Source organism: Pseudomonadota bacterium (genome assembly GCA_039815145.1).
GTDB lineage: Bacteria > Pseudomonadota > Gammaproteobacteria > Steroidobacterales > JBCBZW01 > JBCBZW01.
Genome location: JBCBZW010000048.1, coordinates 1 through 21034, shown reverse-complemented (window position 1 = coordinate 21034; position 21034 = coordinate 1). Strand labels below are relative to the sequence as shown.

Here is a 21034-nt window from a genome sequence, read left to right as displayed (position 1 = left end):
TTAGGCGGTAAGTCGAAAAAAGAGGCGAAGTATGCTGCGGGGCATCGAAGGGGGTCAACCGACCGCGACCGACCCTCGCCGATGCATCGACAAACGCGGCGATTCCTCGGTTGGGTGCACCCCTCCCCGCTAGGCGCGCAGCCCTGGCAAGGCCACGCCGAAGGCGCGGTTCGACAGCCAGATCCCCTGGTAGGGCGCGAGGGTCATCTCACCGGCCAGTGCCGTCACCTGCGTTCCACTGAGCAGGTCGATCCACTGATCGGTGCTGATCAGGTTCACGTCTGCCAGGGACAGGACTTGGGGGCGATCGGTCACGTTGTAAACACAGAAGATGCTCTGCGACCGGTCCGTCGATTGGCGAAAGTAGGCGAACAGCTCCAACCCCAAGTGCAGGGTGAACTGGGTGGCGTTGGGGTGGAAGGCGGGTTGCCGGCGACGGATCGCCAGCGAGCGGGACAGTTCGCGCAGCACGCGGGCGTGCAGGCTCGTCTCGTCCGCGAGCTGCTCGCTCAGCTCCTCCTCCGGCCACTGGTGTCGGTTGATCGAGCGCGCCCGCCCGGAGCGCGCGAACAGGTCGTGATCGTTAGGCGTCGCCAGGAAGCTGTGCACGTAGATCGCCGGAATGCCCTCGAGGCCCAGCATCATGAGGTGCATGCAGATGAAGCGCTCGAACTGCCAGCGATCGCGTTGACCGGCAGCCGTGCCCGCCATCGCGTCGATCAGCGAGATGTTCACCTCGTAGGGCTTGAGCGCCCCATCGGGCCCCGCTCGCATCGACACCTCGGCGCCGTAGGCACGCAAGGCGTCGATCATGCTGGCCAGCTCCTCATCGCTCAGCAACCCTTCCGCGGGACGCAGGCCGATGCCGTCGTGGGAGGCGATGAAGTTAAGGTACGTGGTGCCGTGCTGGGCCGGCGGCATGCTCATCATCCAGGTCTTCAGGTGCCGGCAGTTGCCGCTCAGCATGGTGTGCACGAGCAGCGGCGGCAGGGAGAAGTTGTAGATGGCGTGGGCTTCGTTGGCGTTGCCGAAGTAAGTCAGGTTGTCGCGGTTGGGGACGTTGGTCTCGGTGATCACCAGCACGTCGGGTCGGCGGAACTCCGCCAGCGTGCGCAGCAACTTGATGATCTCGTGGGTGCGACGCAAGTGGATGCAAGGGGTGCCGATCTCCTTCCACAGGAAAGCCACGGCATCCATGCGCAAGGTGCGCACGCCCACATCGAGGTAGCGACCTAAGATATTCACGAACTCCCAAAGCACCTGGGGGTTGGCGAAGTTCAGGTCCACCTGGTCCGGGCCGAAGGTGCACCAGACAGTGCGCTCGCCGTCGAGGGTCTGGACGGTCTGCAGGAGCGGCGACGGCCGTGGTCGCACGACCATCGAGACGTCCGAGTCCGGGTCCACCTCGACGAAGTAGTTCAGGCCCGGGTCGATCCGCTTCTTGAAGTTCTCGAACCAGCCCGAGCGCGCCGAGGCGTGGTTGATGACGAGGTCCGCCATCAGGTCGAACTCCTCGGCGATCTCGCGGATATCCTCCCAATCGCCTAGGGCGTCGTTCACCTGCAGGTAGTTGATGACGGCGAACCCATCGTCGGAGCTGTAGGGGAAGAACGGCAGGATGTGCACGCCGCTCACCGCATCCGACAGGTGATCGTTGAGGAAGCGTCGCAGGGTCTGCAGGGGCGCTTCACCCTCGCGGGTTACCGAGTTGCCGTAGGTGATGATGATCGCGTCGCGCTCGTCCCAGTGGTTCACGAACGGCTGCGGCACGGACAGGGCATCGGAATCACCACCGATCGCTTCGATCAGGCGATGGCCCCAGGTGATGGCATCGAGGTCGGGGTAGATGACCGAGAGGTGCTGTTGGACGCGTGCCAGCAGTTCGCCCCTGGCCCCGCCGCCCGCGCTGCGCGGTGGCAAGGTCGAGCTCACGCGGCGCCCTCCCCCTCGCGGAACTCGATCGTGTCCTCTTCGACCGCCTCGGCAAGCTGCTCCAGAATGTCGGGGATAGCGTTGATCACGCGGTTCCACGGCGCGATGAACGGCGCCTCTTCCGGGTTGCGCAGGAAGTAGTCGCCCGCGGCCATCACGTTACTCGCGAACATCTCCACCGCCGTCTCTTCCTGGTGGCGGTCGTAGCGAAGACCGTTGAACAGGGCATCGTTCTGATAGGTCTCGATGAAGTCCAGGGCGATGCGGAAGTAGGTCGCCTTGATGGTGCGGAAGCGATCCATCGAGAAGGTCTCGCCCTGGGTGGCGAGCTTGCGGAAGAAGGCCTTCATGATGTCGATGCTCATCTTCGACAGCCCCTTCGAGGCGTCCTCGGGGCTCAGCACCTGGTGCTTGTGGTCGTAGCGATCGGCGATGTCCGCCTGACAGATACGGTTGTTGGCGTAGTTGCGCGCCATCTCGCTGAGCACGCCGATCTCAAGGCCCCAGTCCGACGGGATGCGCAGATCCTGGATCACGTCCTTGCGCAGGCTGAACTCACCGGCCAAGGGGTAACGGAAGCTATCCAGGTAATCGAGGAATTCACTGCTGCCGCACACCGTCTTCAGGGCGCGGATCATGGGCGTGACCAACAGACGGCTCACGCGGCCGTTCATGGCTGAGGTGGACGTGCGCGCGTAGTAGCCCTTACAGAACTCATAGCTGAAGCTCGAGTTCGCCACGGGGTACAACAGGCGCGCGAGCAGGCTGCGATCGTAGGTGACGATGTCGCAATCGTGCAGGGCGATGCTCTCCGCCATGCCGGTGGCCAGCACGTAGCCGTAGCAGTACCAGACGTTGCGGCCCTTGCCGAGCTCCGTGGGCGCGAGCCCTTCGCGGCGCAGCTGGGCGTCGATCGCTTGCAGGCGTGGGCCCTCGTTCCACAGCACGCGGTGGTGTTGGGGGAGTCGTCCGAAGTAGCGCAGGGCTTCGCGGTACTGCAGCTCGTTGGCGCGGTCGAGGCCGATCACCACCTGGTTCAGGTAGTTCACGTGGGTCAGCTCGTCGACGATGTTGGCCAGGGCCGGTTGCTGCAGCTCGGAGTACAGCGACGGCAGCACCAGGCCGAGAGGGCGATAGCGGGAGAAGCGCTGGAGATCCGCCTCGACGTACTCCACGGGCCTGCGCGTCAAGTTGTGCAGCGTGGTGACGGTCCCGTTCTGATGAAAATCGGCCAAGTCCCTCTACTCCCCTGAAGTCTCGTCGTATCCGTAACGTTCTAGCACGTCTTCCATCGCCTCCGCCCACCCCTTGGGCCCGGCGTGCGACGGTCGCAGCACCTCGGCGCGGGCGCCCTCCGGCAGCGTCATGTCCTGATCATGATGCCCGGGGATCACCACGGCCACATCCGCCTGCCCCAACATGGCAAGGTCGTTGGGCCCGTCGCCCAGCACCACCCGCCGCGGCGCCCGGGCCAGGCGACGCTCGTACTGGCCGTGCATCATGGCCACGGAGCGGGCCTTGTCCACGGGGCCGAGCACGTGCACGAAGCGTCCGCCACGTACGCAATTGAGGTCGCGCTCACGCAAGGCCTGGCGAAAACGCACTAGCTCGATAGGATCCTCCTCGAGCCAGAGCAAAGGCTCGGATGCCTCGCGATCATCGGCCTTGGCCGCCGCCTGCAAAGACAAGCCCGTGTGCTCGGCGATGCCGCCGTAGCCGAGCTCCCCGAAGGTCTCGAACTTGATGCCGAGACGCTCGCGCAACTGCAGGATCTGGTCCGTGAGTTGCGCGCGGGTCGGGCCGTGATACTGCACGTCCACGGGCTCGCGCGGCCCGCGAGGGTGGATGCCCGCCTCGCCGAAGTAGCCCGCGGGAATCACCGAGATGGCGCCGTTCTCGACGATGTAGGGATGGGGGTTGTCGAGCGCTTGTGCGAGCTCAGACACCTCACCTCGCGCTTTGCTGGTGACCATCACCACGGGGACGCCGAGGCGCGCCAGGCGATCCAACACCGGTGCCGCCGGCGACCAGTCATAGGTGAAATGGTCGAGCAGGGTGCCGTCGAGGTCCGTGTAGACCACCAGCGGCTCAGGCATGCGTCGCTCCCGAGCTCCCCGGGTTGCCCCGTAGCTGATGACCCACCAAGCGGTGGTCCTCGGCCAGATCGATGATGGCCTGGGCGCGCTCGCCGAGATCGCTGAGCATGTGCCGGGTGAGCCGCTCGTAGTGCTGGATGAAGCGGGTGAGCTCGGCGTTGCTCATCACCCGGGAGAACGCCTCGGGCGGCGCGTTCTCATCGCGCAAGCGTTGGGTCAACTTCTCCTCCTGCTTGCGCCGCCATTGGTGCACGCACTCGAAGGACGGCGCGCGCAGGAAGACGAGAAAGTCGATGGGGCCGAATAGCGCTGGGTAGTCCTCGCGAAGGCTGCGATTCACATAACGGCGCCATTCACCGTCCCGGTCCTCCTCCGCCTCGAGGGCGTTGATCGGCTCGTCGAGGGCCGACGCCTCCTGCGGCGTACAGGCCACGCACCAGCCTTCGAACAGCACCGCGTCGGTCGCTCCCTGCCAGCGCGACCACTGATCGGCGGGCGCCCGATCGTCGATGGACTTCAGAAACCGCGGAATCGCCACGTCCTCAGCCCGCGAGGGCGACAGCAAGCGTTCAAGCACGGTGCGACCGAGCGGGAGATCGTGCGTGCCGGGCACCCCGCGCGTGGCGAGCAGCGGATGCACCTGCTGGCCGAGGGCGATTCGATCAGCTCGGGGAAGGTAGAGATCGTCGATCGAGACCTCCGGGCAGCGCAGCCCGCCGGCCTGCTCCAGCAACACGGCCAGGAACCGCGCCAGGGTCGACTTGCCGCTGCCCTGGCAGCCGTTGATGCCGATCAGCAGAGGTCGCGATGCCGCGTCGAGGGCGCGGAGGATTGCTGTGGCGACAGGTGCGATGTGCTCGCGCAGGGCGCCGCGGTAGCTCTCCGGCAGCTTCTCCTCTTCGATGACCCGCGCGATGGCGGGGCTTTCCACGGCCTCACGGATGGCCTGTGCCGCGTCCCTCAAGAAGCCCCCTCTTGCACTCGTGCGATGGCGTTGACCACGGCCTGCTCCACGTTTCGACCCCCAGGCGAAGGATAGTAGCATCGCAGGCGCAGCATGGGCGTCGGGCCGCCGACGCATCTGTGTATCATCTCCAGGAGGACGGCTGCGCGCGCCGCCGCGGGACCCGAGGACCATGAGCGACACCATTCGCCAGCTCACCCCCGAACGTTGGGACGACATCCAAAGGGTGGTCGACCGCGTGTGGGCGGCCCCGGCCGAAGAGCGCCAGCAGGTGCTGGACGAGGCCTGCGGCGAGGACATCGCCCTGCGTGAGCAGGTTGAGCTGATGCTCAACGCCGACGAGGCCACCTCCCCCCTGGATGAGAGCGTCGCGGACGACGCCTTGCGCGTGCTCGCCGATCGCGAGCGCGAGAAGCAGAACATGGCCGGCCGCGTCGTCGGCCACTACCGCCTCGTGCGCAAGCTCGGCGAAGGCGGCATGGGCATGGTGTACCTCGGCGAGCGCGCCGACGGTGCCTTCGAGCAGTTCGTCGCCGTCAAGCTCCTGCGCAGCACCGTCAGCGACGACATCGAACAGGTGCGCTTCCGCACCGAGCAACAGGTCCTCGCGAGCCTCGACCACCGCTCGATCGCCGCCCTCTACGACGCCGGCCAGACGGACGAGGGCCGCGCCTACTTCATCATGGAGTACGTCGAGGGCCGGCGGATCACCGAGTACTGCCGTTGGCAGCGCCTGGATGTGGAGTCGCGCGTGCGCCTGGTGCTCGACGTGGCCCGCGCCCTTCAGTACGCCCACGGCAAGCTCATCATCCACCGCGATGTGAAGCCCTCGAACCTACTCGTCGATGGCCAGGGTCGCGTGAAGCTGCTCGACTTCGGCATCGCCAAGCTGCTCGGCGACTCGAGCTCACGCCCCGCCGCGGTCACGCGCTCGGACGAGCGCCCGATGACCATCGAGTACGCGGCGCCCGAGCAGATTCGCGGTCGCGACATCACCATCCAGACCGATGTCTACCAGCTCGGCATCGTGCTCTACGAACTGCTCACCGGCCGCCGGCCCTTCAGCCGAGGCGCCGATCTCTACGTGCTGGCGCGGGAGATCTGCGAGGTCGGCGCCACCCGCCCGAGCCAAGCCTTGCGCGTGGACAGCCGCCAGTCGGGCAGCGACGGCAACACCCTCCCCGACAACTCCGCCGTCCCCGTGCTCGACGCGCCCCTGGACGGCGGTGCCTACCGCAAGGAACTGCAGCAGCGCGAGCGCGAGCTGCGGGGCGATCTCGACGCCATCGTCATGCGCGCCGTGGCCCGCGAGACCGAGGACCGCTACCTGTCGATGGAGGCCTTCGCGGCCGATCTTCGGGCCTACCTCGACGGCAAGCCGGTGGCTGCGCGCGCGCCGAGCATGGCGTACAACAGTTGGAAGTTCCTGCGCCGCCATCCGCTGGCGAGCGCGGCGGTGGCGATGTTCGCCGTGTTGTTGAGTGGCTGGGCGGTCACCGCGACGATTCAGTCCGAACGCGTGCGCGAGGCCTACACGGTGGCCCAAGCCGAGAGTGCCAAGGCCACCCAGACCGCCGCGTTCCTGGAGAACATCTTCCAGTCCTGGGATCCCACAATTGGCGCAGGTGATCGCATCCTCGTACGCGATCTGCTGGCCGATACGCGCACCCGCCTCTACGAGGAACTAGATCAAACACCTCAGGTACGTGCGCGCCTGATGGTCACCCTAGGTAAGCTATATCAGGCCCTGGGGCTCTACCAGGAGCAAGTTCAGCTTGCCTCGGATGCTATGCACATACGCGAGCAGTTGCTCGTCTCTCCAGATCCAGGGCTACTTGAAGTGTATCGCCTGCTCGCAGAGGGCCTTCGTGAGACGGGGAGCTACCAACCCTCACTGCTCCGATTCGAGGATGCTCGCGATGAGGCGCTCGCGCTTGGCGGCCAGGCACTGGAGCTTGCCGCCATCGAAGGCGGGGTTGCGTTCACCCTCGCACAAATCGGCGAGATCTCTGCCGCGCGCGACCGCTATGGTGAGTCGCTCGCGCTGTTTCGATCTGCCGAGGGAACGCAAACCCTGGAGTACGCGGACACCCTAAGCAATTACGCAGAACTAATGTTCCGCCTCGACGGCTGGGACGAAGCAGTGCAGGCGAACGCTGACGCGCTAGTTGTCTACAAGGAACGATTTGGCACCCGACATCACGACGTTGCCATCCTTCTCAACCAGCGCGGTGCCATGATGCGTGCCCTCGGCAAGGCCGCTGAGGCTAAGGCACTTCATCAAGAGGCCTTGGACATCCAGCTCGAGCGACTGGATCCAAGCCACGAATTCGTTGCGCGTACACGCTCAGATCTCGCGCGGGCCCTCACCGACTTGGAACAGTACGAGGAGGCACGAGGTCAGTACATGGAGGCGCTCGCCGTTCGTAAGACGGCCTTCGGTGAGACCCACACACTCACGGCTGCGACCTACTTCAATCTGGGCGATCTCCTGGTGCAGATGGGGGCCCTCGCAGACGCAGAAGCCGCCTACGGCTCAGCCACGGAGATAGACCGTGAGGCTCTGGGACCAACCCATCCGAACGTAGGCATGCACCTAACACGCTTGGCGAGCGTTGTTTACCTTCGGGGAGATCTCGCGCAAGCCCATTCGCTATATGGTCAGGCGCTGGCGGTACTTCCAGAGGAGCTTGTTTTCCGCTCGAGCACGCTGCTCGGATACGGGAAGGTGCTTCGCGACCTAGGGCAAACCGCCGAAGCCCGTCGGTACTTGGAGGAAGCGTTGCAGATACGGCAGGCCGTTGTGCCCGACGGCCACCCAAGACTGCTAGAAGTCCTGGAGGCGATAGCTTCGCTTTAGTTCGAGTAGCTGAGGGCGCCTGCCGCGACGCCCTCAGCGCACCGAAGTGCGCTTAGTCCGGTTTCGTCACGTTCACATTCACGGTAACGAAGGGAGGCAGACCACCCCCACCGCCAGGGCTGTTGGTCCCGGGCGCATCGCCGCCGCTGGTGCTGCCGCCCACCTCCTCGGTCTTGCTGACCGCCGCCATTGCCGACTTCAGCGCTTCGGACTTTGACGGATCCCCCAGGAACGCATCGCAGGCCGCCTTGAGGTCATCCACTGCCTTCTTGGTGGCTTCGTTCATTGTGATCTCTCCTTCGAAATCAGACTTTATGTTCACTTCGACGACCTGATCCCGATAGGTGATGTCTTCCTTCGGGCCCTTGCCGTCATCATGGGTCGGCGGCGGTGGGTAGTTGTCATCGTCCCCGGTGTCGCCAGGGGGCTTCCCATCGCCGTCGGATCCGCCGCCAGCACAACGGTCTTTCATCTGGCCGGCCTCCTTGTTGCCGCCTCCGACCACTGCACGCAGTAGCCGCAATAACGCCGCTATCAAACGGTGCAGCATGGGGTCGCCCTCCTTTGCTGTACGGGCTTATTAGCGACGATCGGGGCAGTATACTTTCATCCGCCTGACCGTTGGGCGACGATCCCCACCACTCGCGGCGATTGGGTGCTCGGAAATCGGCTGCAGCGACCCGGCTCGTCGACGCTGCCACAGGCATCATCATGGCGCCCACTCGGCCAACGCCGCGAAGAACTCAGTGAACCCTCTCGATCCGATGAAACTCCAAAGCGGTCGTTGGAACGAACTGTGTTCTTGAGGCGCGTTGGGATCTCCCCAGCGCCCGGCGCCCAAGCACGGGTCATCTGAGATCCGGGCGGGCTCACTCGGATCAGTCGAGGAGAGCGGCTTGGAAAAGGAACTGTTGGCAACACTCATGAGCTGGGCGTCCACCCTCTCCGGCTACCCCGCCCCCGAGGCGCCCCCGGAGATCGTCTGGCGCAGCCACGAGTTCTTCGTCGAGCACGTGTGCAACGGGCGGGAATGCCGCGCCGTGGGTTGGTACAACGACGAGGACGTCATCTACATCGACGAGCGGTTCCGAGACCAGCAGGGGCCGGAGGTGAGCTCCCTTTACGTGCACGAGCTCGTGCACTACCTGCAGCACCACAGCGGCCGCTACGACTCCCACTCCTGCACCGACGCCAGCGCACGCGAGCGCGAGGCCTTGGCCGTGCAGAACGAGTACCTGCTGCGCCTTAGCGCCAGCGTGGCGCGCTTCTGGACCGTCGATGAGGTCACCTGCAAATACGAGTGAGCCTGGGCTCAGACCGTGCCCGGCAGCAGGACGCGGTGGCACTCGCCGTCGCCGTCCCCGTCCGGCTCGACGCTCGCAGCGAAACGGTCGCCGGACTGGGCACGCACGCGGTAGAGCTGGTGGTCTAACCCTCGGGCCGACACGCCAGTGACCAGAAGCAGAAGCCCGACGCGGCAGTCCCGGCGCTCGAAGGTGCGCCCGTCGAAGGGGCCTCCGTGCAGACTCACGCGCACGGACGGGACCTTCCAACCCCAAGCGTGATCCAGTGCAGAGGCCCGAGGTCAGTGGCTTGCCTGCTCGGGTCCATGTGGATACACTTTGCGGCTCTTCGGAAGGCGCGTAGCTCAGCGGTAGAGCACCACCTTGACATGGTGGTGGTCGCTGGTTCGATCCCAGCCGCGCCTACCATCCTCTCCCCCGCCTTCGGCACCCCTGTCCCCCCCCTTGGCACGCACGAGAATCGCGTCCGGCGATCGAACGTGCTCTCGCCGCGCGAGCCGGCCCCACCACAGGCACAGGACGCTCGAATTCGGGCGACCAGCACCCAATGCGGCAACCCGGTACCGATCGGCGTCGCAGCCTCCCGTAAGCGCGCCAGACATCCGACGCAAGGCGACGGCAACACGCTATCCGCCTGAGCTATGCGAGGATGCTCAGCGCACCCGGGCACGATCGAACCTAATCGATGCCCTAGTCGTCCGCCGACTCGGCCCCGCCCTGCGCGCCGTCATCCGCCAACTCAGCGATCGCCCGATCCAGCGCCTCCACGACCGCCGCTTCGAGGCGCGCCACCAACTCCTTGGCCGGTCCCTCATTCACCACCGTCGTAGGCCGCTCGAACAGCACGGTCGCTTCGCCGTCTCGATACAGCATCGTGGCGCTGAAGGGGCACATCGCGAGGGCCCGTGGATCGAGATTGCTGAGCTCGTTCGCGTACCAGGGACTGCAGAACACAAGACTGCGAACGGCCTCGTAACCGTTGCGGTTGAAGTTCTCTCCCCAGCGCTCGGCGTTTCTCGCCAGGGATTTACCGATGTTCGGTTCGGCAATGACCCAAAAGCGGCTCTCCTCGAGCGAGTGGTACACCGCGTCGTACGCGGTGGCCTGGTCGGCCATCACGGAACGCTGGTAGATCGGATCCGCAGCGTGCTGCTCCGCCAGCGTGGCACCCGAACACCCCGCCAGCACCATCACGGCAAACCATCCAAGCAAGCGCATCGCGATTCCCCCTTCGGGCGACATGTCGACTCGGCCGCGGATTATCCGCAAGCCTCGAAAGCGCACCCCATGCCACGAGTTTACCCGCTCGAGTCTCCACTGATAGTCTCGACTGCATGCCTCGTGAACGCACCCTCATAGACTAACGATCGATGTCCGCCCGTTGGCCCCAGGGCCTTCTCTTCACCCAGTGGTTGGTCTTCGCCGCCCTCGTCGCCTTCGGCACCTACCTGGCCGCCGAACTGGGCCTCCTGGGCCGTTTGGTGCAGGGGGATATCACGCGCCTGAGCATCCTTATTCTGCTCCTGTTGCTGGGTGGACTGCTGCACGGCGCGTGGCGCGCCCTCACCCTCTCACGAGAACTCGACGCCATCGATGCCTTGGCGCGACGCTACGAACGCGACGGCGACCTCGCGCCCCTACTCGCCTTGGGCACTCCGCGCGCGGCGTCGACCTCCTTGGTGCACGCCTACCTGGGCGCGGTCGCCACCGCCGCCGGGCGCGGCGCTGATGAGTCTTCGCAGAACCTCACGGACGTCTTCAACGACCGCGTGCATGCGCCCTACGAGTTCGGCTGGTTCCTCACCAACCTCAGCATCCGCCTCGGACTACTTGGCACGGTGATCGGCTTCATCCTGATGCTTCGCAGTGCGGTCGTGATCGACTCCATCGAATTCTCCACCGTGCAGTCGCTGCTCTCGGAGATGACCCAGGGCATGGGGGTCGCCTTGAATACCACGCTTGTGGGGCTCGTGGTGAGCGCTGTCCTGAGCGTGCAGTACCTGTGGCTCGATTTCGGCGCCCGGCGCCTGGTGGCGGACACCGTGTTCTTCGCCGAGCGCGATTTGAAAGAGGGGTTCGCCGCTCGTGCGTCAGCGCCTGCGTCCTCTGCCGGCTGAGCAGGATCCCTTCACGGATCTCCTGTTCAACGCCCTCCTGGCGTTCACCTTTCTGTTCATCGTGGCGCTGATCTTTCTGCACCCACCCACCGAGCAAGGCCGCATCGACATCAAGGCGGAGTACCTGATCTCGGCGACCTGGGGCGACAACCTCCCGGACGACGTGGACATGTGGGTCGAGGATCCGACTGGCAACGTCATCTGGTTCAACAACCCCTCCGCAGGTTTCATGCACCTCGACCGCGACGACCGCGGTATCAGCAATGACCAGATGCTCGTGGACGGTCGTGAAGTGATCAACCCTCTTAACCAAGAGGTGGTGACCCTGCGCGGGTGGACGCAAGGCGAGTACGTGGTCAACCTGCACTACTACGATTCGGAGACTGGTAACCCTGTGGATGTGAACGTAAGGGTGGCACGGGTCAATCCCGTGCTGGAGATCCTCTACTACGAGGAGGTCACGCTGAGGGACAAGGGGGAGGAACGCACCGCCGTGCGCTTCACCCTCGATAGTGAGGGCGAGGTGAGCAACATCAACACCCTGGCGAAGGCGCTGGTCTCCGTGGACACCCTATGATGAGCGGCCTCACCGTCACCCTGGCGCTCGCCTACGCGGTCACCCTCGCCATCCTGATCAGCATCTGGGTCCGTGGCCAACAGGCCATGTGGATGAAGGTCGCCGTGTCGGCACTGCTCTTCGTCTTCTGCGTCGCGAGCTACCACGGCTGGCGCCAGGTGAGCGGTTGGCCGGCCCCGCAGGTGCTGCCCGAGCAGTTTCTGCTCCTAAGCTCCTGGGTGCGCGAGCCTGACGAGAAGACCAACACGCAGGGAGGTATCGACCTGTGGGTGGTGACCGTCACCGACGATGGTCCTGCGGTGCACCCGCGCGCCTACGAGCTGCCCTACAACACCGAGCTGCATCAGTCGATCGAGGCGGCCGAGCGACGTATGGGTCAGGGCCGACTGCAGATGGGTCGGCGGATTATCGAGGACGGTCGGCGCACGAACGTCGGCGCCGTGCGCTTGGCGCCAGACCAGCAGCTCATCGAGTTCTACGACGTGCCAGACCCGGCGTTGCCAGAGAAATGAGCAACGCCCTCCTTCGTCGATTCGGCATCGTTGCCCTGGTATTCGTTGGCCTCAACGGGTGTACGCGATCCGCTGATCCCAGCGACTTCTTCCCCCTGCAACCGGGACACGAATGGACCTACCGGGTGGACGTGAAGGGCGCTCCCACGCCGCCCGCCGGGTTGCCGCTGCATGAGGTTCGCACGCTCAAGCCGATCAAAGTGCAAGGGGTGCCGGGTCGGGTGTACCGGCGCTTCGATGTGCTCGGCAACGAGTACCACTTCACCCGCAGCGACGCCAGCATCGAGCGAATCGCCCTTCGCAACGCCACCGAACTCGAGGCCCAGCGCGACGTGCCCGCGCGCCAGGTGCTGCCGTTGCCGCCGACCTTGGGCAGTACCTGGCAGCTGTCGACCCACCCCTACGCCCTGCGCCGAACGGTGCCCTTGGGTGCGGATCTATCGGTGCAGTTCTCGATCTCCCTCACGATGATCATCGAGGCCACCGACGACATCATCACCACCCCGGCGGGACGTTTCGAGAACTGCGTGCGGGTGGTGGGGGAAGGTTCCCTCGAGCTCTACGGCGATGCGCGCCAGGGCTTCATCACCGTGCCGATCACGCAGACCGAGTGGTACGCACCGGGCGTGGGCTTGGTGAAACTCCTGCGTGAGGAACCGCTGGAGGCGGATCTCTTCGAGGGTGGCTCGATCCAGTACGAACTGGTCGACTACCGCTGACCCCCATCGCCCCCTTCGGCGGGACCAAACAGTGCGGCCTCGTACAGCGGGTAGAGGTGCATGATCGATCGCGCGTACTCGGCGCGCGGCGAGGAGATGGGACCGAAGCGCGCCGGCAGCGGCTGCTCCATCAACTCGGGCATCAAGCGCCCCTCCTCCACCGCCGCCCGTACGAGCCCGTCCAACCACTCGAGGTAGTCGGCGTTCAGGCGTAGGGCGGAGTCCTCGGCGCCGATGATGGGGCCGTGGCCGGGGACGATCTGCTTCGCGCCAAGGGCGTCCAGGGCTCGCAGCGTCGCCAACCAACGGTCGATGTCCGCATCCGGTGTGGTCGGCGCCCGTTGGTGGAAGCAGAGATCGCCACAGAACAGCACGCCTGTGGTGCGGTCGTAGATCACGAGGTCGCCGTCCGTATGGCCATCGAAGGCGAGGATCTCCAGCTCGTGATCGCCGAGCGTCATCGTGCGGGGGGTCGCCTCCGCCGTCGGCAGCTGCAGCTCCGTGCCCCGCATCCACGGGCCCAACATGCGATACACGTTGTCGAGGAGCGCACCGCCGTTCTCACGCAGGCCATCTCGGGTCGCGGCCAGAGCCTCGATGGGCACGTCCGCGAAGGCACCGTTACCGAGCACGTGGTCGGGATGTTGATGGGTGTTGAACACGCGCACGATCGGTGAATCCACCGTCTGCTCGATGAGCGCCCGCAGGGCCTTGCCGTGGGCCAGCGAGGTGCCCGTGTCGATCACCACGGTGCCCACACTCGTGCTGATGAACCCGAGGTTGGCGATGCGGCCACCGTTGGCCATCGTGAAGTGCTCGATCTCGCCGGCTACCCACCAGGTGCCGTCCGCAATCTGCGTGGCATCGAGTGTGTAGGCGTAGCGGTCGTCGGCCTGCTGCGCTTGGGCGGCGCACGCCACCACTAACGCGAGTCCGAGACCCAACCAGTTCTGCGCTCGCTCGCCCACTACTCGATCCGTTGCTCGAAGCGGTTGCCGTTGATGTCCCGGCCACTGAGGCGGACCGCCTTGACGGCCTCCTGACCCTGACCGAAATCCAAGGTGAAGAAGGGGTTCTCGCTGATCGGCTCGTAGGTCAACAGGCGGCCTAGCAGCTCACCCTCCTCGTCATGCAGTTCCAGGCGCTCGATGTAGAAGGCGGGGATACCCGGAGCGAGCCCCGTGTCCATAGGATGCATCACACGCACGCGCAGGCGGCGCAAGCGATCCTCATCGGCCCAGGTGCGATAGCTGATCTGCCCCAGGGTCTCGGCCCAATTGCCTTGCGCGCGACCGTTGCTCGGCGCGGTGCACCCGCCTCCGGCGGCGTCCACCCACATGCCGCCGACGTGCCAGATCCCCTCGTCGGTCAACACGGCCGCGCGAACGGGGCTCGCTTGCTCCAACTTCAGGCGCAGGCCGATCGACGCGCTGAGGCGCTCGGGGATGTACTCGAGCACCTTCTGGATCGGGTTGAGGTCGGTGAACACAACCATTCGCTGGACGTTGGGCAGCCCGTCGACGCGGACCATCACCGGCACGTTGGCAGGGTTCTCAGCCGCGGGCGGTGCCAGCACTTCCACCCGTTCGTCGAATACGTAGGGCAAGCCGTCGAGCACCCGGTCGTGCATCGTGTTCCACATGGGCGACCCCAACGGATCGACCGGCGTGGATTGGTGGGTTGCGTCCGCCAGCGCGAGGGCACCCGCTGACAAGAGCAGTCCCGCCAGGGGCAAGCGATACAGGCGTGATGTGTTCATCAAAACTCCAAAGACGCGTCCGCTCGCCCGTCGCTAGCGCGGGCTGATCCCGGCGGCGACACGATCCGCGCCGTGGCGCCGGAAGATCAGATCGAGCTGACCAGATTGCTGCAAGTCGACCATCGCCTCGTTCAGGCGGGCGCCGAGGTCATCACCGGCCTGCGCCTTGACGGCAGCACCGAGATCCCACTGAGTGGTGCGCAACCCAGGCAATGCCACACGACTCAGGGCAATGCCCGGCGCCTGCCCGGCGAACGACTGCACTTCCACCGAGTTGCCAACCACCGCATCCACTTCGCCCGCGAGCAGTGCCTCCACGGCCAGGGGCATCGTTGCGTAGTGACGCACGTTCTCCCGCAGTCGACCGCCCATGGCGCTCAACAGGAACGTATCGGCCAACGTGTCGATCTCCACGCCGACGGTGAGCGACACCATGCTGCCGGGGGTCACCTCGCCCTCTGCGACCTTGTCTTCCCGAAAAGCCATCAGGACGTGCTCGCGATAGTAAGGCGCCACGAAGGCCACCTGATCGTTACGCGCCGCGAACACCGGATCGATCGGCACGTGCAACATCACGTCCGCCGTACCGCCGCCCAGGTAGTGTCCCTTCCACACCGCGTTGCGCAGGTCGTCCTCGACGGATTCGTCGGCGCCCTGCTCACGAAGGGAAAGACGTAGCCCCAAAGCTTCCGCCAGGGCGTGGGCGATATCCACGTCGATGCCGACGAGGCGCCCCTCGGGGCTGCGCGAGGAGAACGGCGGGTAATCGGCGTACACGGCCACGGAAAGCTCGCCAGGACGTTGCGTCGCCGGGACCTCCTGGGCCACACCGACCGTCCCCCAGAATGCGCAAACCCCGGCGAAGGCCAGGGTCTGCAGAGCCACACTAAGACGCATCAACCGTCAACTCTCCACGGCTTTGGTCACGAGCCAGGCGCGAATCGACCACAGCGCCTCTTGACTCAATATGCCCTCGAACTTCGGCATGTAAGTGATGCCGTTGCGGATGGCGCCGTTGCGCGCACGGTAGATGAACCACTCATCGCCCTCGGCGTCCGACGGCAATTCGCGCAAGTCCGGCGCGATGCCACCGCTGACGGCCCCGAGGCCGTGGCAGCGAGCACAGTTCTGATTGTAGGCCGACGAACCCAGTTCGATCGCATCGGCATTGCCCTCGAAGGGATTCAGTTCCAGCCACTCCTCGCCCAACTGGGGCAAGTGGGTGGTGTCGATCGGCTGCGGAGTCACGTCGCCGTGCCCGAAGGCCACGACGGACGCCAGCGCGCCGGTCAATGCACCAGCAGCCAGTGCTGCAGCTTTGCGGTTCTTGATGCTCATCGTCCTCTTCCTTGCCCAAGGTGCCACCACGGGTGTCACCCAGCGCCTACGAGTCTTGGTCTACGGTTGTTGGGCCGTGAGCGCACCGGGAGGTTCCCCCTCCCGGTGACGCTCACAGTGGTTCACTTAGTTGGTGCTAGCCGCGCGGACGCTGGACGGCAGCTTGAACACCCACAGGCTACCGCCCTGGTTCAGGTACTTGACCGTCTTCGCCACATCGCCGCCCCACAGGGGCACGGCACCGCCCCAGCCCGAGGCCACGGCCACGTACTGGTCACCGTCCATCTCCCAGGTGATCGGCGAGCCGACCACGCCAGAACCGGTCTGGAACTTCCACAGTTCCTCGCCCGTCTTGGCATCGAAGGCCTTCAGGTAACCCTCAGGCGTGCCCGTGAAGACGAGGTTACCTGCGGTGGCCATCACGCCGCCCCACAGGGGCGCCTGGTTCTTCACTTCCCACACCTTCTCGCCGGTCTTCGGATCGAAGGCACGCAGGGCGCCGATGTAGTCGTCGAAGACGGGCTTGATGGTAAAGCCTGCACCGAGGTACGCAGCGCCGCGCTTGTAGGCGACGGGCTCGTTCCACAGGTCCATGCCCCACTCGTTGGCGGGTACGTAGAAGTAACCGGTGTCGGGGCTGTAAGCCATCGGCATCCAGTTCTTGCCGCCGAGGAAGGAAGGTGCCACGAAGACGTCCTCACCCTTCTTGCCGTCGACGCTGTCAGCGGGATCGCCAGGGCGACGACCGGTTTCAATCGGACGGCCGGTCTTCAGGTCGATGCCTTCGGCCCAGTCGATACGATCGACGAACGGGAACGCGTTCAGCAGCTTGCCGTTCTTGCGGTTGAGGACGTAGAAGAAGCCGTTGCGATCGGCGTGACCAGCAGCCTTGATGGTCTTGCGACGTTTCTTGTAGTCGAAGGCCACGGTCTCGTTCACACCGTCGTAGTCCCAGCCGTCGTTCGGCGTGAACTGGTAGTGCCACTTGATCTTGCCGTCGTCCGGATCGATCGCCACCGTGGAGGTGGAGAACAGGTTGTCGCCCGGGCGCAGGTGCGCGTTCCACGGGGCCGGGTTACCGGTGCCGTAGAAAATCAGATCGACGTCGGGGTCGTAGGTACCGCCGGCCCAGGTGGCTGCGCCACCGGTCTTCCAAAGGTCGCCGGGCCAGGTCTTGTTGGCCGCGCCGCCGCTGATGCCGTTCTCCTCACCGTTCATGTAGCCCATGTGGCCTTCGACGGTGGGGCGGGTCCAGACCATCTTGCCGGTCTTCGCGTCGCGCGCTTCCACGCGGCCGACGATGCCGAACTCACCGCCGGACACGCCGGTGATGACCATGCCCTTCACGATCAGCGGGGCTGCCGTCTGCGAGTAGCCGGCCTTGTAGTCGTCGATACGTTCCTTCCAAACCACCTTGCCGGTGTCTTGGTTCAGGGCGACGATCTGCGCGTCCAGGGTGCCGAAGATCACCAGGTCGTCGTAGAGCGCGGCACCGCGGTTGACCACGTCACAACACGGCAGGATGCCGTCCGGCAGGCGGTGTTCGTACTGCCACAGCTCCTCACCGGTGCGGGCATCGATTGCGTACAGGCGCGAGTACGAGCCCGTGACGAAGATCTTACCGTCGTGGACGAGAGGCTGAGACTCCTGACCACGCTGCTTTTCGCCGCCGAACGAGAAGGCCCAAGCCGGCACCATGCCGTCAACGTTGTTGGAGTTAATCTGCGTGAGCGGGCTGAAGCGCTGCCCTTTCGTGCCCATGCCGTAGCTGACGACGTCACCCGTCGTTGCAGCATCGTTGACGATGGCCGAGTCGGTAACAGGTGCCGCAGCTTGCGCGGTGCAGGCGATGATGCTGGCGGCGAGCAGGCTAATCCCACCCCGCACCGTTGCATCGTGTTGTCTTGATCCCATGATCTCTCCCCACATGGATGGTTGTGCGTCGCCGATGATATTGCGGCCAGCTCCGACTCCATCAGCACGGAAAGCCGGATTCCACATACGTACAAACCCGTACGAATCTCGATCCTTGGGGCCGAAATTCACGGTCGAGCGATCGCGAATTAGGGCTTTCGTCCAAAAATCAGTGGCGCGCTCAGGATGGTACGCGAGTCCGCGTCGAGTTCCAAAGAAACGCCTCGCACAAACGAGCGGGTGGTTTGCGGTGTAACCGGCGGCTTGGGACGGCCGAGTGCGGTGGCGCTATCCCGACTGGAGCCCCAGTCCGGATTTGGTGATCCTGTCGATCTGATCGCGAAGCTTGGCCGCTTCCTCGAACTCGAGTTCGCGGGCGTGCTTGAGCATCTGCTTCTCGAGCTTGTCGATTTCCTTGGCGAGCTGCTCCGGTGCCATCTTGGCGTACTTGTCGTTGGCGTCCTTCGCACCGCGCTTGCGATCCCGGCCCCGTCCGCCGCCGCCGGGATAGGCCCCCTCCATGATGTCGGCGACCGCCTTGCGCACGGTCTGGGGCGTGATGCCGTGCTCCTTATTGAATTCGAGCTGCTTCTCGCGGCGCCGCTCGGTCTCCTCGATCGCCCGGGCCATGGAGCCGGTCACCTTGTCCGCGTAGAGGATGGCCTTGCCGTCGACGTGACGCGCGGCACGCCCGATGGTCTGAATCAGCGATCCCTCCGAGCGCAGAAACCCCTCCTTGTCCGCGTCGAGGATCGTCACCAGCGACACCTCGGGCATATCCAGCCCCTCGCGCAGCAGGTTGATGCCCACGAGCACGTCGAACTTGCCCAGGCGCAGATCGCGAATGATCTCTGTGCGCTCCACCGTGTCGATATCGGAGTGCAGGTAGCGCACGCGCACGCCGTGCTCGCTGAGGTACTCGGTGAGGTCCTCGGCCATGCGCTTGGTGAGCGTGGTGATGAGCACGCGTTGGTCCACGGCGGCGCGCAGGTTGATCTCCGACAGCGCGTCGTCGACCTGGCTCGCCACGGGCCGCACCTCGATGACGGGATCGATCAGCCCGGTCGGGCGCACGACCTGCTCGACGGTCTGATCCGCATTGGCCTTCTCGTAGGGCCCCGGCGTGGCGGAGATGAACAGCATCTGCGGGGCCAGCTGCTCCCACTCGTCGAAGCGCAGCGGACGATTGTCGAGGGCCGAGGGCAAGCGGAAGCCGAATTCGACGAGAGTTTCCTTGCGCGAGCGGTCGCCACGAAACATCGCGCCCAACTGCGGGATGGTCACGTGGGATTCGTCCACGATCAGCAAAGCGTCGGCCGGCAGATAATCGAACAGGGTCGGCGGCGCCTGGCCCGCCTCGCGTCCCGAGAGGTAGCGTGAGTAGTTCTCGATGCCCGAGCAATAGCCGAGTTCGTTGATCATCTCGATGTCGAACATCGTGCGCTGTTCGAGGCGCTGGGCCTCGACCAATTTGTTGGCATCGTAGAGCTGGTTCAAGCGCTCGCGCAGCTCCACCTTGATCTTATCCACCGCCTCCAGCAGCACGTCCCGCGGAGTCACGTAGTGGGTTTTGGGGTAGATCGTGAGCCGCGGCACCTTACGCAACACTTCGCCCGTCAGCGGATCGAAGAAGGCGAGCGAGTCGATCTCGTCGTCGAAGAGCTCGATGCGCACGGCCTGCATCTCGGACTCGGCGGGAAATACGTCGATCACGTCGCCGCGCACGCGGTAGGTGCCTTGGCGCAGCTCCACCTCGTTGCGCGTGTACTGCATCTCCGCCAGTCGGCGCAGGAGCTCGCGCTGGTCGATGGTGTCGCCGCGCACCAGGTGCAGCACCATGCCGAGGTACAGGCCGGGGTCGCCCAGGCCGTAGATGGCCGACACGGTGGCGACGATGATGGCATCCGGTCGCTCGAGCAGAGCCTTGGTCGCGGACAGGCGCATCTGCTCGATGTGCTGGTTGATCGAGGCGTCCTTCTCGATGTACGTGTCCGAGGCGGGCACGTAGGCCTCGGGCTGGTAGTAGTCGTAGTACGAGACGAAGTACTCAACGGCGTTATTGGGAAAGAAGTCGCGCATCTCCCCGTAGAGCTGGGCCGCGAGGGTCTTGTTGTGGGCCAGGATCAGGGTCGGTCGCTGCACGGCGTGCACCACGTTGGCCACGGTAAAGGTCTTACCGGAGCCCGTCACACCGAGCAGGGTCTGGCGGGCGAGGCCTGCGTCCACCCCCTCCACGAGTTCGGCGATGGCCGCCGGCTGGTCGCCCGCGGGCTCGTAGGTGGCGGCGAGGTCGAAGCGCTTGCCCGTCAACCGATAGGGCGCCACCGCCACGTCCAGATGCTGGTGGCGCTGATCATCCGTCGCCACGCCGTGCGCGCGTTCGTTGGGGTCGTCTCGTACTTGCTCTACCATCGGGTCTCTCTGGGCAGCGAACACGGGGATCGCCACATGGGAATCGAGCTGTCGGCGCGTGTCGCGCGGGCGAAGCCGTCGCAGACGGTCGTGGTCACGGCCAAGGCGGCCGCCATGCGGGCCGAGGGCCGCGACGTAATCGGTCTGGGCGCGGGAGAACCCGATTTTGACACCCCGGCCCACATCAAGGAAGCAGCGGTGCAGGCGATCGCCCGCGGCGAGACCAAGTACACCGCCGTCGACGGCACGCGGGCCCTGAAGGACGCCGTCATCGCCAAATTCGCCCGCGAGAATGCGCTCGAGTATTCGCGCGACGAGATTGCTGTGAGCGGCGGCGGCAAGCAGGCGATCTACAACTGCTTCCAGGCGCTCCTCGATCCCGGCGACGAGGTGGTCATCCCGGCGCCCTACTGGGTGTCCTACCCCGACATGGCGCTCCTGGCAGACGCCGAGCCGGTGATCATCCCGGCGGGACCTGAGTTGGGCTTTCGCATCACACCCGCACAACTCCAGCGCGCCATCACGCCCCG

At 65.2% G+C, this 21034-nt stretch carries 20 protein-coding genes and 1 tRNA gene; 8 read left to right on the top strand and 13 right to left on the bottom strand.

The window, feature by feature from the left end; all coding sequences use genetic code 11:
- Window positions 1–129: 129 nt before the first annotated feature.
- Genes AAF184_13365 through AAF184_13350 form a run of 4 tightly spaced genes read right to left on the bottom strand, consistent with a single transcriptional unit; the run spans window position 130 to window position 4992 of the window.
- Window positions 130–1932, bottom strand: coding sequence for a sugar phosphorylase (locus tag AAF184_13365; protein MEO0423325.1), 1803 nt, complete (start codon window positions 1930–1932; stop codon window positions 130–132).
- Window positions 1929–3167: a glycosyl transferase gene (locus tag AAF184_13360; protein ID MEO0423324.1), complete on the bottom strand. Its 1239-nt coding sequence runs from the start codon at window positions 3165–3167 to the stop codon at window positions 1929–1931. The genes AAF184_13365 and AAF184_13360 overlap by 4 nt, the downstream gene beginning before the upstream one ends.
- 6 nt (window positions 3168–3173) lie before the next feature.
- Window positions 3174–4028 (bottom strand): HAD-IIB family hydrolase, encoded by an 855-nt coding sequence (locus tag AAF184_13355; GenBank protein ID MEO0423323.1) that lies wholly within the window; start codon window positions 4026–4028, stop codon window positions 3174–3176.
- Window positions 4021–4992: a phosphoribulokinase gene (locus tag AAF184_13350; GenBank protein ID MEO0423322.1), complete on the bottom strand. Its 972-nt coding sequence runs from the start codon at window positions 4990–4992 to the stop codon at window positions 4021–4023. Before AAF184_13350 ends, AAF184_13355 begins: the two co-directional genes overlap by 8 nt.
- A gap of 172 nt (window positions 4993–5164) precedes the next feature.
- Between AAF184_13350 and AAF184_13345 the strand changes: the two genes are divergently transcribed.
- Window positions 5165–7852 carry a serine/threonine-protein kinase gene (locus AAF184_13345; protein MEO0423321.1) on the top strand — a complete coding sequence of 896 codons (2688 nt, stop codon included), beginning with the start codon at window positions 5165–5167 and terminating at the stop codon, window positions 7850–7852.
- A 52-nt stretch (window positions 7853–7904) separates the two neighbouring features.
- Here the strand turns inward: AAF184_13345 and AAF184_13340 are convergent, their stop codons facing one another.
- Window positions 7905–8402, bottom strand: coding sequence for a hypothetical protein (locus tag AAF184_13340; protein ID MEO0423320.1), 498 nt, complete (start codon window positions 8400–8402; stop codon window positions 7905–7907).
- Window positions 8403–8748: 346 nt separating this feature from the next.
- Between AAF184_13340 and AAF184_13335 the strand changes: the two genes are divergently transcribed.
- On the top strand, window positions 8749–9156 hold the full coding sequence (locus AAF184_13335) for a hypothetical protein (GenBank protein MEO0423319.1): 408 nt from the start codon (window positions 8749–8751) through the stop codon (window positions 9154–9156).
- A gap of 8 nt (window positions 9157–9164) precedes the next feature.
- On the opposite strand, the gene AAF184_13330 is transcribed toward AAF184_13335, so the two are convergent.
- Window positions 9165–9383, bottom strand: coding sequence for a hypothetical protein (locus AAF184_13330; GenBank protein ID MEO0423318.1), 219 nt, complete (start codon window positions 9381–9383; stop codon window positions 9165–9167).
- A 106-nt stretch (window positions 9384–9489) separates the two neighbouring features.
- On the opposite strand from AAF184_13330, the gene AAF184_13325 reads away from it, so the two are divergent.
- A tRNA-Val gene (locus AAF184_13325) sits at window positions 9490–9564 on the top strand.
- A 282-nt stretch (window positions 9565–9846) separates the two neighbouring features.
- On the opposite strand, the gene AAF184_13320 is transcribed toward AAF184_13325, so the two are convergent.
- Entirely contained in the window at window positions 9847–10374 is a 528-nt protein-coding gene (locus AAF184_13320) for a hypothetical protein (GenBank protein ID MEO0423317.1), read from the bottom strand.
- Between the two features lie 152 nt (window positions 10375–10526).
- Here AAF184_13320 and AAF184_13315 point away from each other — a divergent pair, with 152 nt between their 5' ends.
- Genes AAF184_13315 through AAF184_13300 form a run of 4 tightly spaced genes read left to right on the top strand, consistent with a single transcriptional unit; the run spans window position 10527 to window position 13081 of the window.
- The gene (locus AAF184_13315) at window positions 10527–11273 is read left to right on the top strand and encodes a MotA/TolQ/ExbB proton channel family protein (GenBank protein MEO0423316.1); all 747 of its coding nucleotides are present in this window, start codon (window positions 10527–10529) and stop codon (window positions 11271–11273) included.
- Window positions 11242–11850 carry a hypothetical protein gene (locus AAF184_13310; GenBank protein ID MEO0423315.1) on the top strand — a complete coding sequence of 203 codons (609 nt, stop codon included), beginning with the start codon at window positions 11242–11244 and terminating at the stop codon, window positions 11848–11850. Before AAF184_13315 ends, AAF184_13310 begins: the two co-directional genes overlap by 32 nt.
- On the top strand, window positions 11850–12362 hold the full coding sequence (locus AAF184_13305; GenBank protein MEO0423314.1) for a hypothetical protein: 513 nt from the start codon (window positions 11850–11852) through the stop codon (window positions 12360–12362). The genes AAF184_13310 and AAF184_13305 overlap by 1 nt, the downstream gene beginning before the upstream one ends.
- Entirely contained in the window at window positions 12359–13081 is a 723-nt protein-coding gene (locus AAF184_13300; protein MEO0423313.1) for a hypothetical protein, read from the top strand. The genes AAF184_13305 and AAF184_13300 overlap by 4 nt, the downstream gene beginning before the upstream one ends.
- Here the strand turns inward: AAF184_13300 and AAF184_13295 are convergent.
- From AAF184_13295 to uvrB, 6 genes are all read right to left on the bottom strand, one after another.
- Window positions 13072–14049, bottom strand: coding sequence for a quinoprotein relay system zinc metallohydrolase 1 (locus AAF184_13295; protein ID MEO0423312.1), 978 nt, complete (start codon window positions 14047–14049; stop codon window positions 13072–13074). The genes AAF184_13300 and AAF184_13295 overlap by 10 nt on opposite strands.
- Window positions 14049–14840 (bottom strand): quinoprotein dehydrogenase-associated SoxYZ-like carrier, encoded by a 792-nt coding sequence (locus tag AAF184_13290; protein ID MEO0423311.1) that lies wholly within the window; start codon window positions 14838–14840, stop codon window positions 14049–14051. The genes AAF184_13295 and AAF184_13290 overlap by 1 nt, the downstream gene beginning before the upstream one ends.
- A gap of 33 nt (window positions 14841–14873) precedes the next feature.
- Window positions 14874–15737, bottom strand: a complete 864-nt coding sequence (locus AAF184_13285) for a transporter substrate-binding domain-containing protein (GenBank protein ID MEO0423310.1) — start codon at window positions 15735–15737, stop codon at window positions 14874–14876.
- A gap of 6 nt (window positions 15738–15743) precedes the next feature.
- The gene (gene pedF / locus AAF184_13280) at window positions 15744–16178 is read right to left on the bottom strand and encodes a cytochrome c-550 PedF (GenBank protein MEO0423309.1); all 435 of its coding nucleotides are present in this window, start codon (window positions 16176–16178) and stop codon (window positions 15744–15746) included.
- A gap of 126 nt (window positions 16179–16304) precedes the next feature.
- Window positions 16305–18092, bottom strand: coding sequence for a PQQ-dependent methanol/ethanol family dehydrogenase (locus AAF184_13275; GenBank protein ID MEO0423308.1), 1788 nt, complete (start codon window positions 18090–18092; stop codon window positions 16305–16307).
- 288 nt (window positions 18093–18380) lie between these two features.
- Window positions 18381–20504, bottom strand: a complete 2124-nt coding sequence (uvrB, locus tag AAF184_13270) for an excinuclease ABC subunit UvrB (GenBank protein ID MEO0423307.1) — start codon at window positions 20502–20504, stop codon at window positions 18381–18383.
- A 36-nt stretch (window positions 20505–20540) separates the two neighbouring features.
- On the opposite strand from uvrB, the gene AAF184_13265 reads away from it, so the two are divergent.
- Window positions 20541–21034: aminotransferase class I/II-fold pyridoxal phosphate-dependent enzyme (locus tag AAF184_13265; protein ID MEO0423306.1), on the top strand; the 494-nt coding region annotated here is incomplete at its 3' end.

Coding starts and splice junctions, on each gene's coding strand:
- uvrB (MEO0423307.1), bottom strand. CDS start 20,504: ATGGTAGAGCAAGTACGAGACGACCCCAACGAACGCGCGCACGGCGTG.
- AAF184_13305 (MEO0423314.1), top strand. CDS start 11,850: ATGAGCGGCCTCACCGTCACCCTGGCGCTCGCCTACGCGGTCACCCTC.
- AAF184_13300 (MEO0423313.1), top strand. CDS start 12,359: ATGAGCAACGCCCTCCTTCGTCGATTCGGCATCGTTGCCCTGGTATTC.
- AAF184_13290 (MEO0423311.1), bottom strand. CDS start 14,840: ATGAACACATCACGCCTGTATCGCTTGCCCCTGGCGGGACTGCTCTTG.
- AAF184_13275 (MEO0423308.1), bottom strand. CDS start 18,092: ATGGGATCAAGACAACACGATGCAACGGTGCGGGGTGGGATTAGCCTG.
- pedF (MEO0423309.1), bottom strand. CDS start 16,178: ATGAGCATCAAGAACCGCAAAGCTGCAGCACTGGCTGCTGGTGCATTG.
- AAF184_13355 (MEO0423323.1), bottom strand. CDS start 4,028: ATGCCTGAGCCGCTGGTGGTCTACACGGACCTCGACGGCACCCTGCTC.
- AAF184_13345 (MEO0423321.1), top strand. CDS start 5,165: ATGAGCGACACCATTCGCCAGCTCACCCCCGAACGTTGGGACGACATC.
- AAF184_13340 (MEO0423320.1), bottom strand. CDS start 8,402: ATGCTGCACCGTTTGATAGCGGCGTTATTGCGGCTACTGCGTGCAGTG.
- AAF184_13285 (MEO0423310.1), bottom strand. CDS start 15,737: ATGCGTCTTAGTGTGGCTCTGCAGACCCTGGCCTTCGCCGGGGTTTGC.
- AAF184_13320 (MEO0423317.1), bottom strand. CDS start 10,374: ATGCGCTTGCTTGGATGGTTTGCCGTGATGGTGCTGGCGGGGTGTTCG.
- AAF184_13315 (MEO0423316.1), top strand. CDS start 10,527: ATGTCCGCCCGTTGGCCCCAGGGCCTTCTCTTCACCCAGTGGTTGGTC.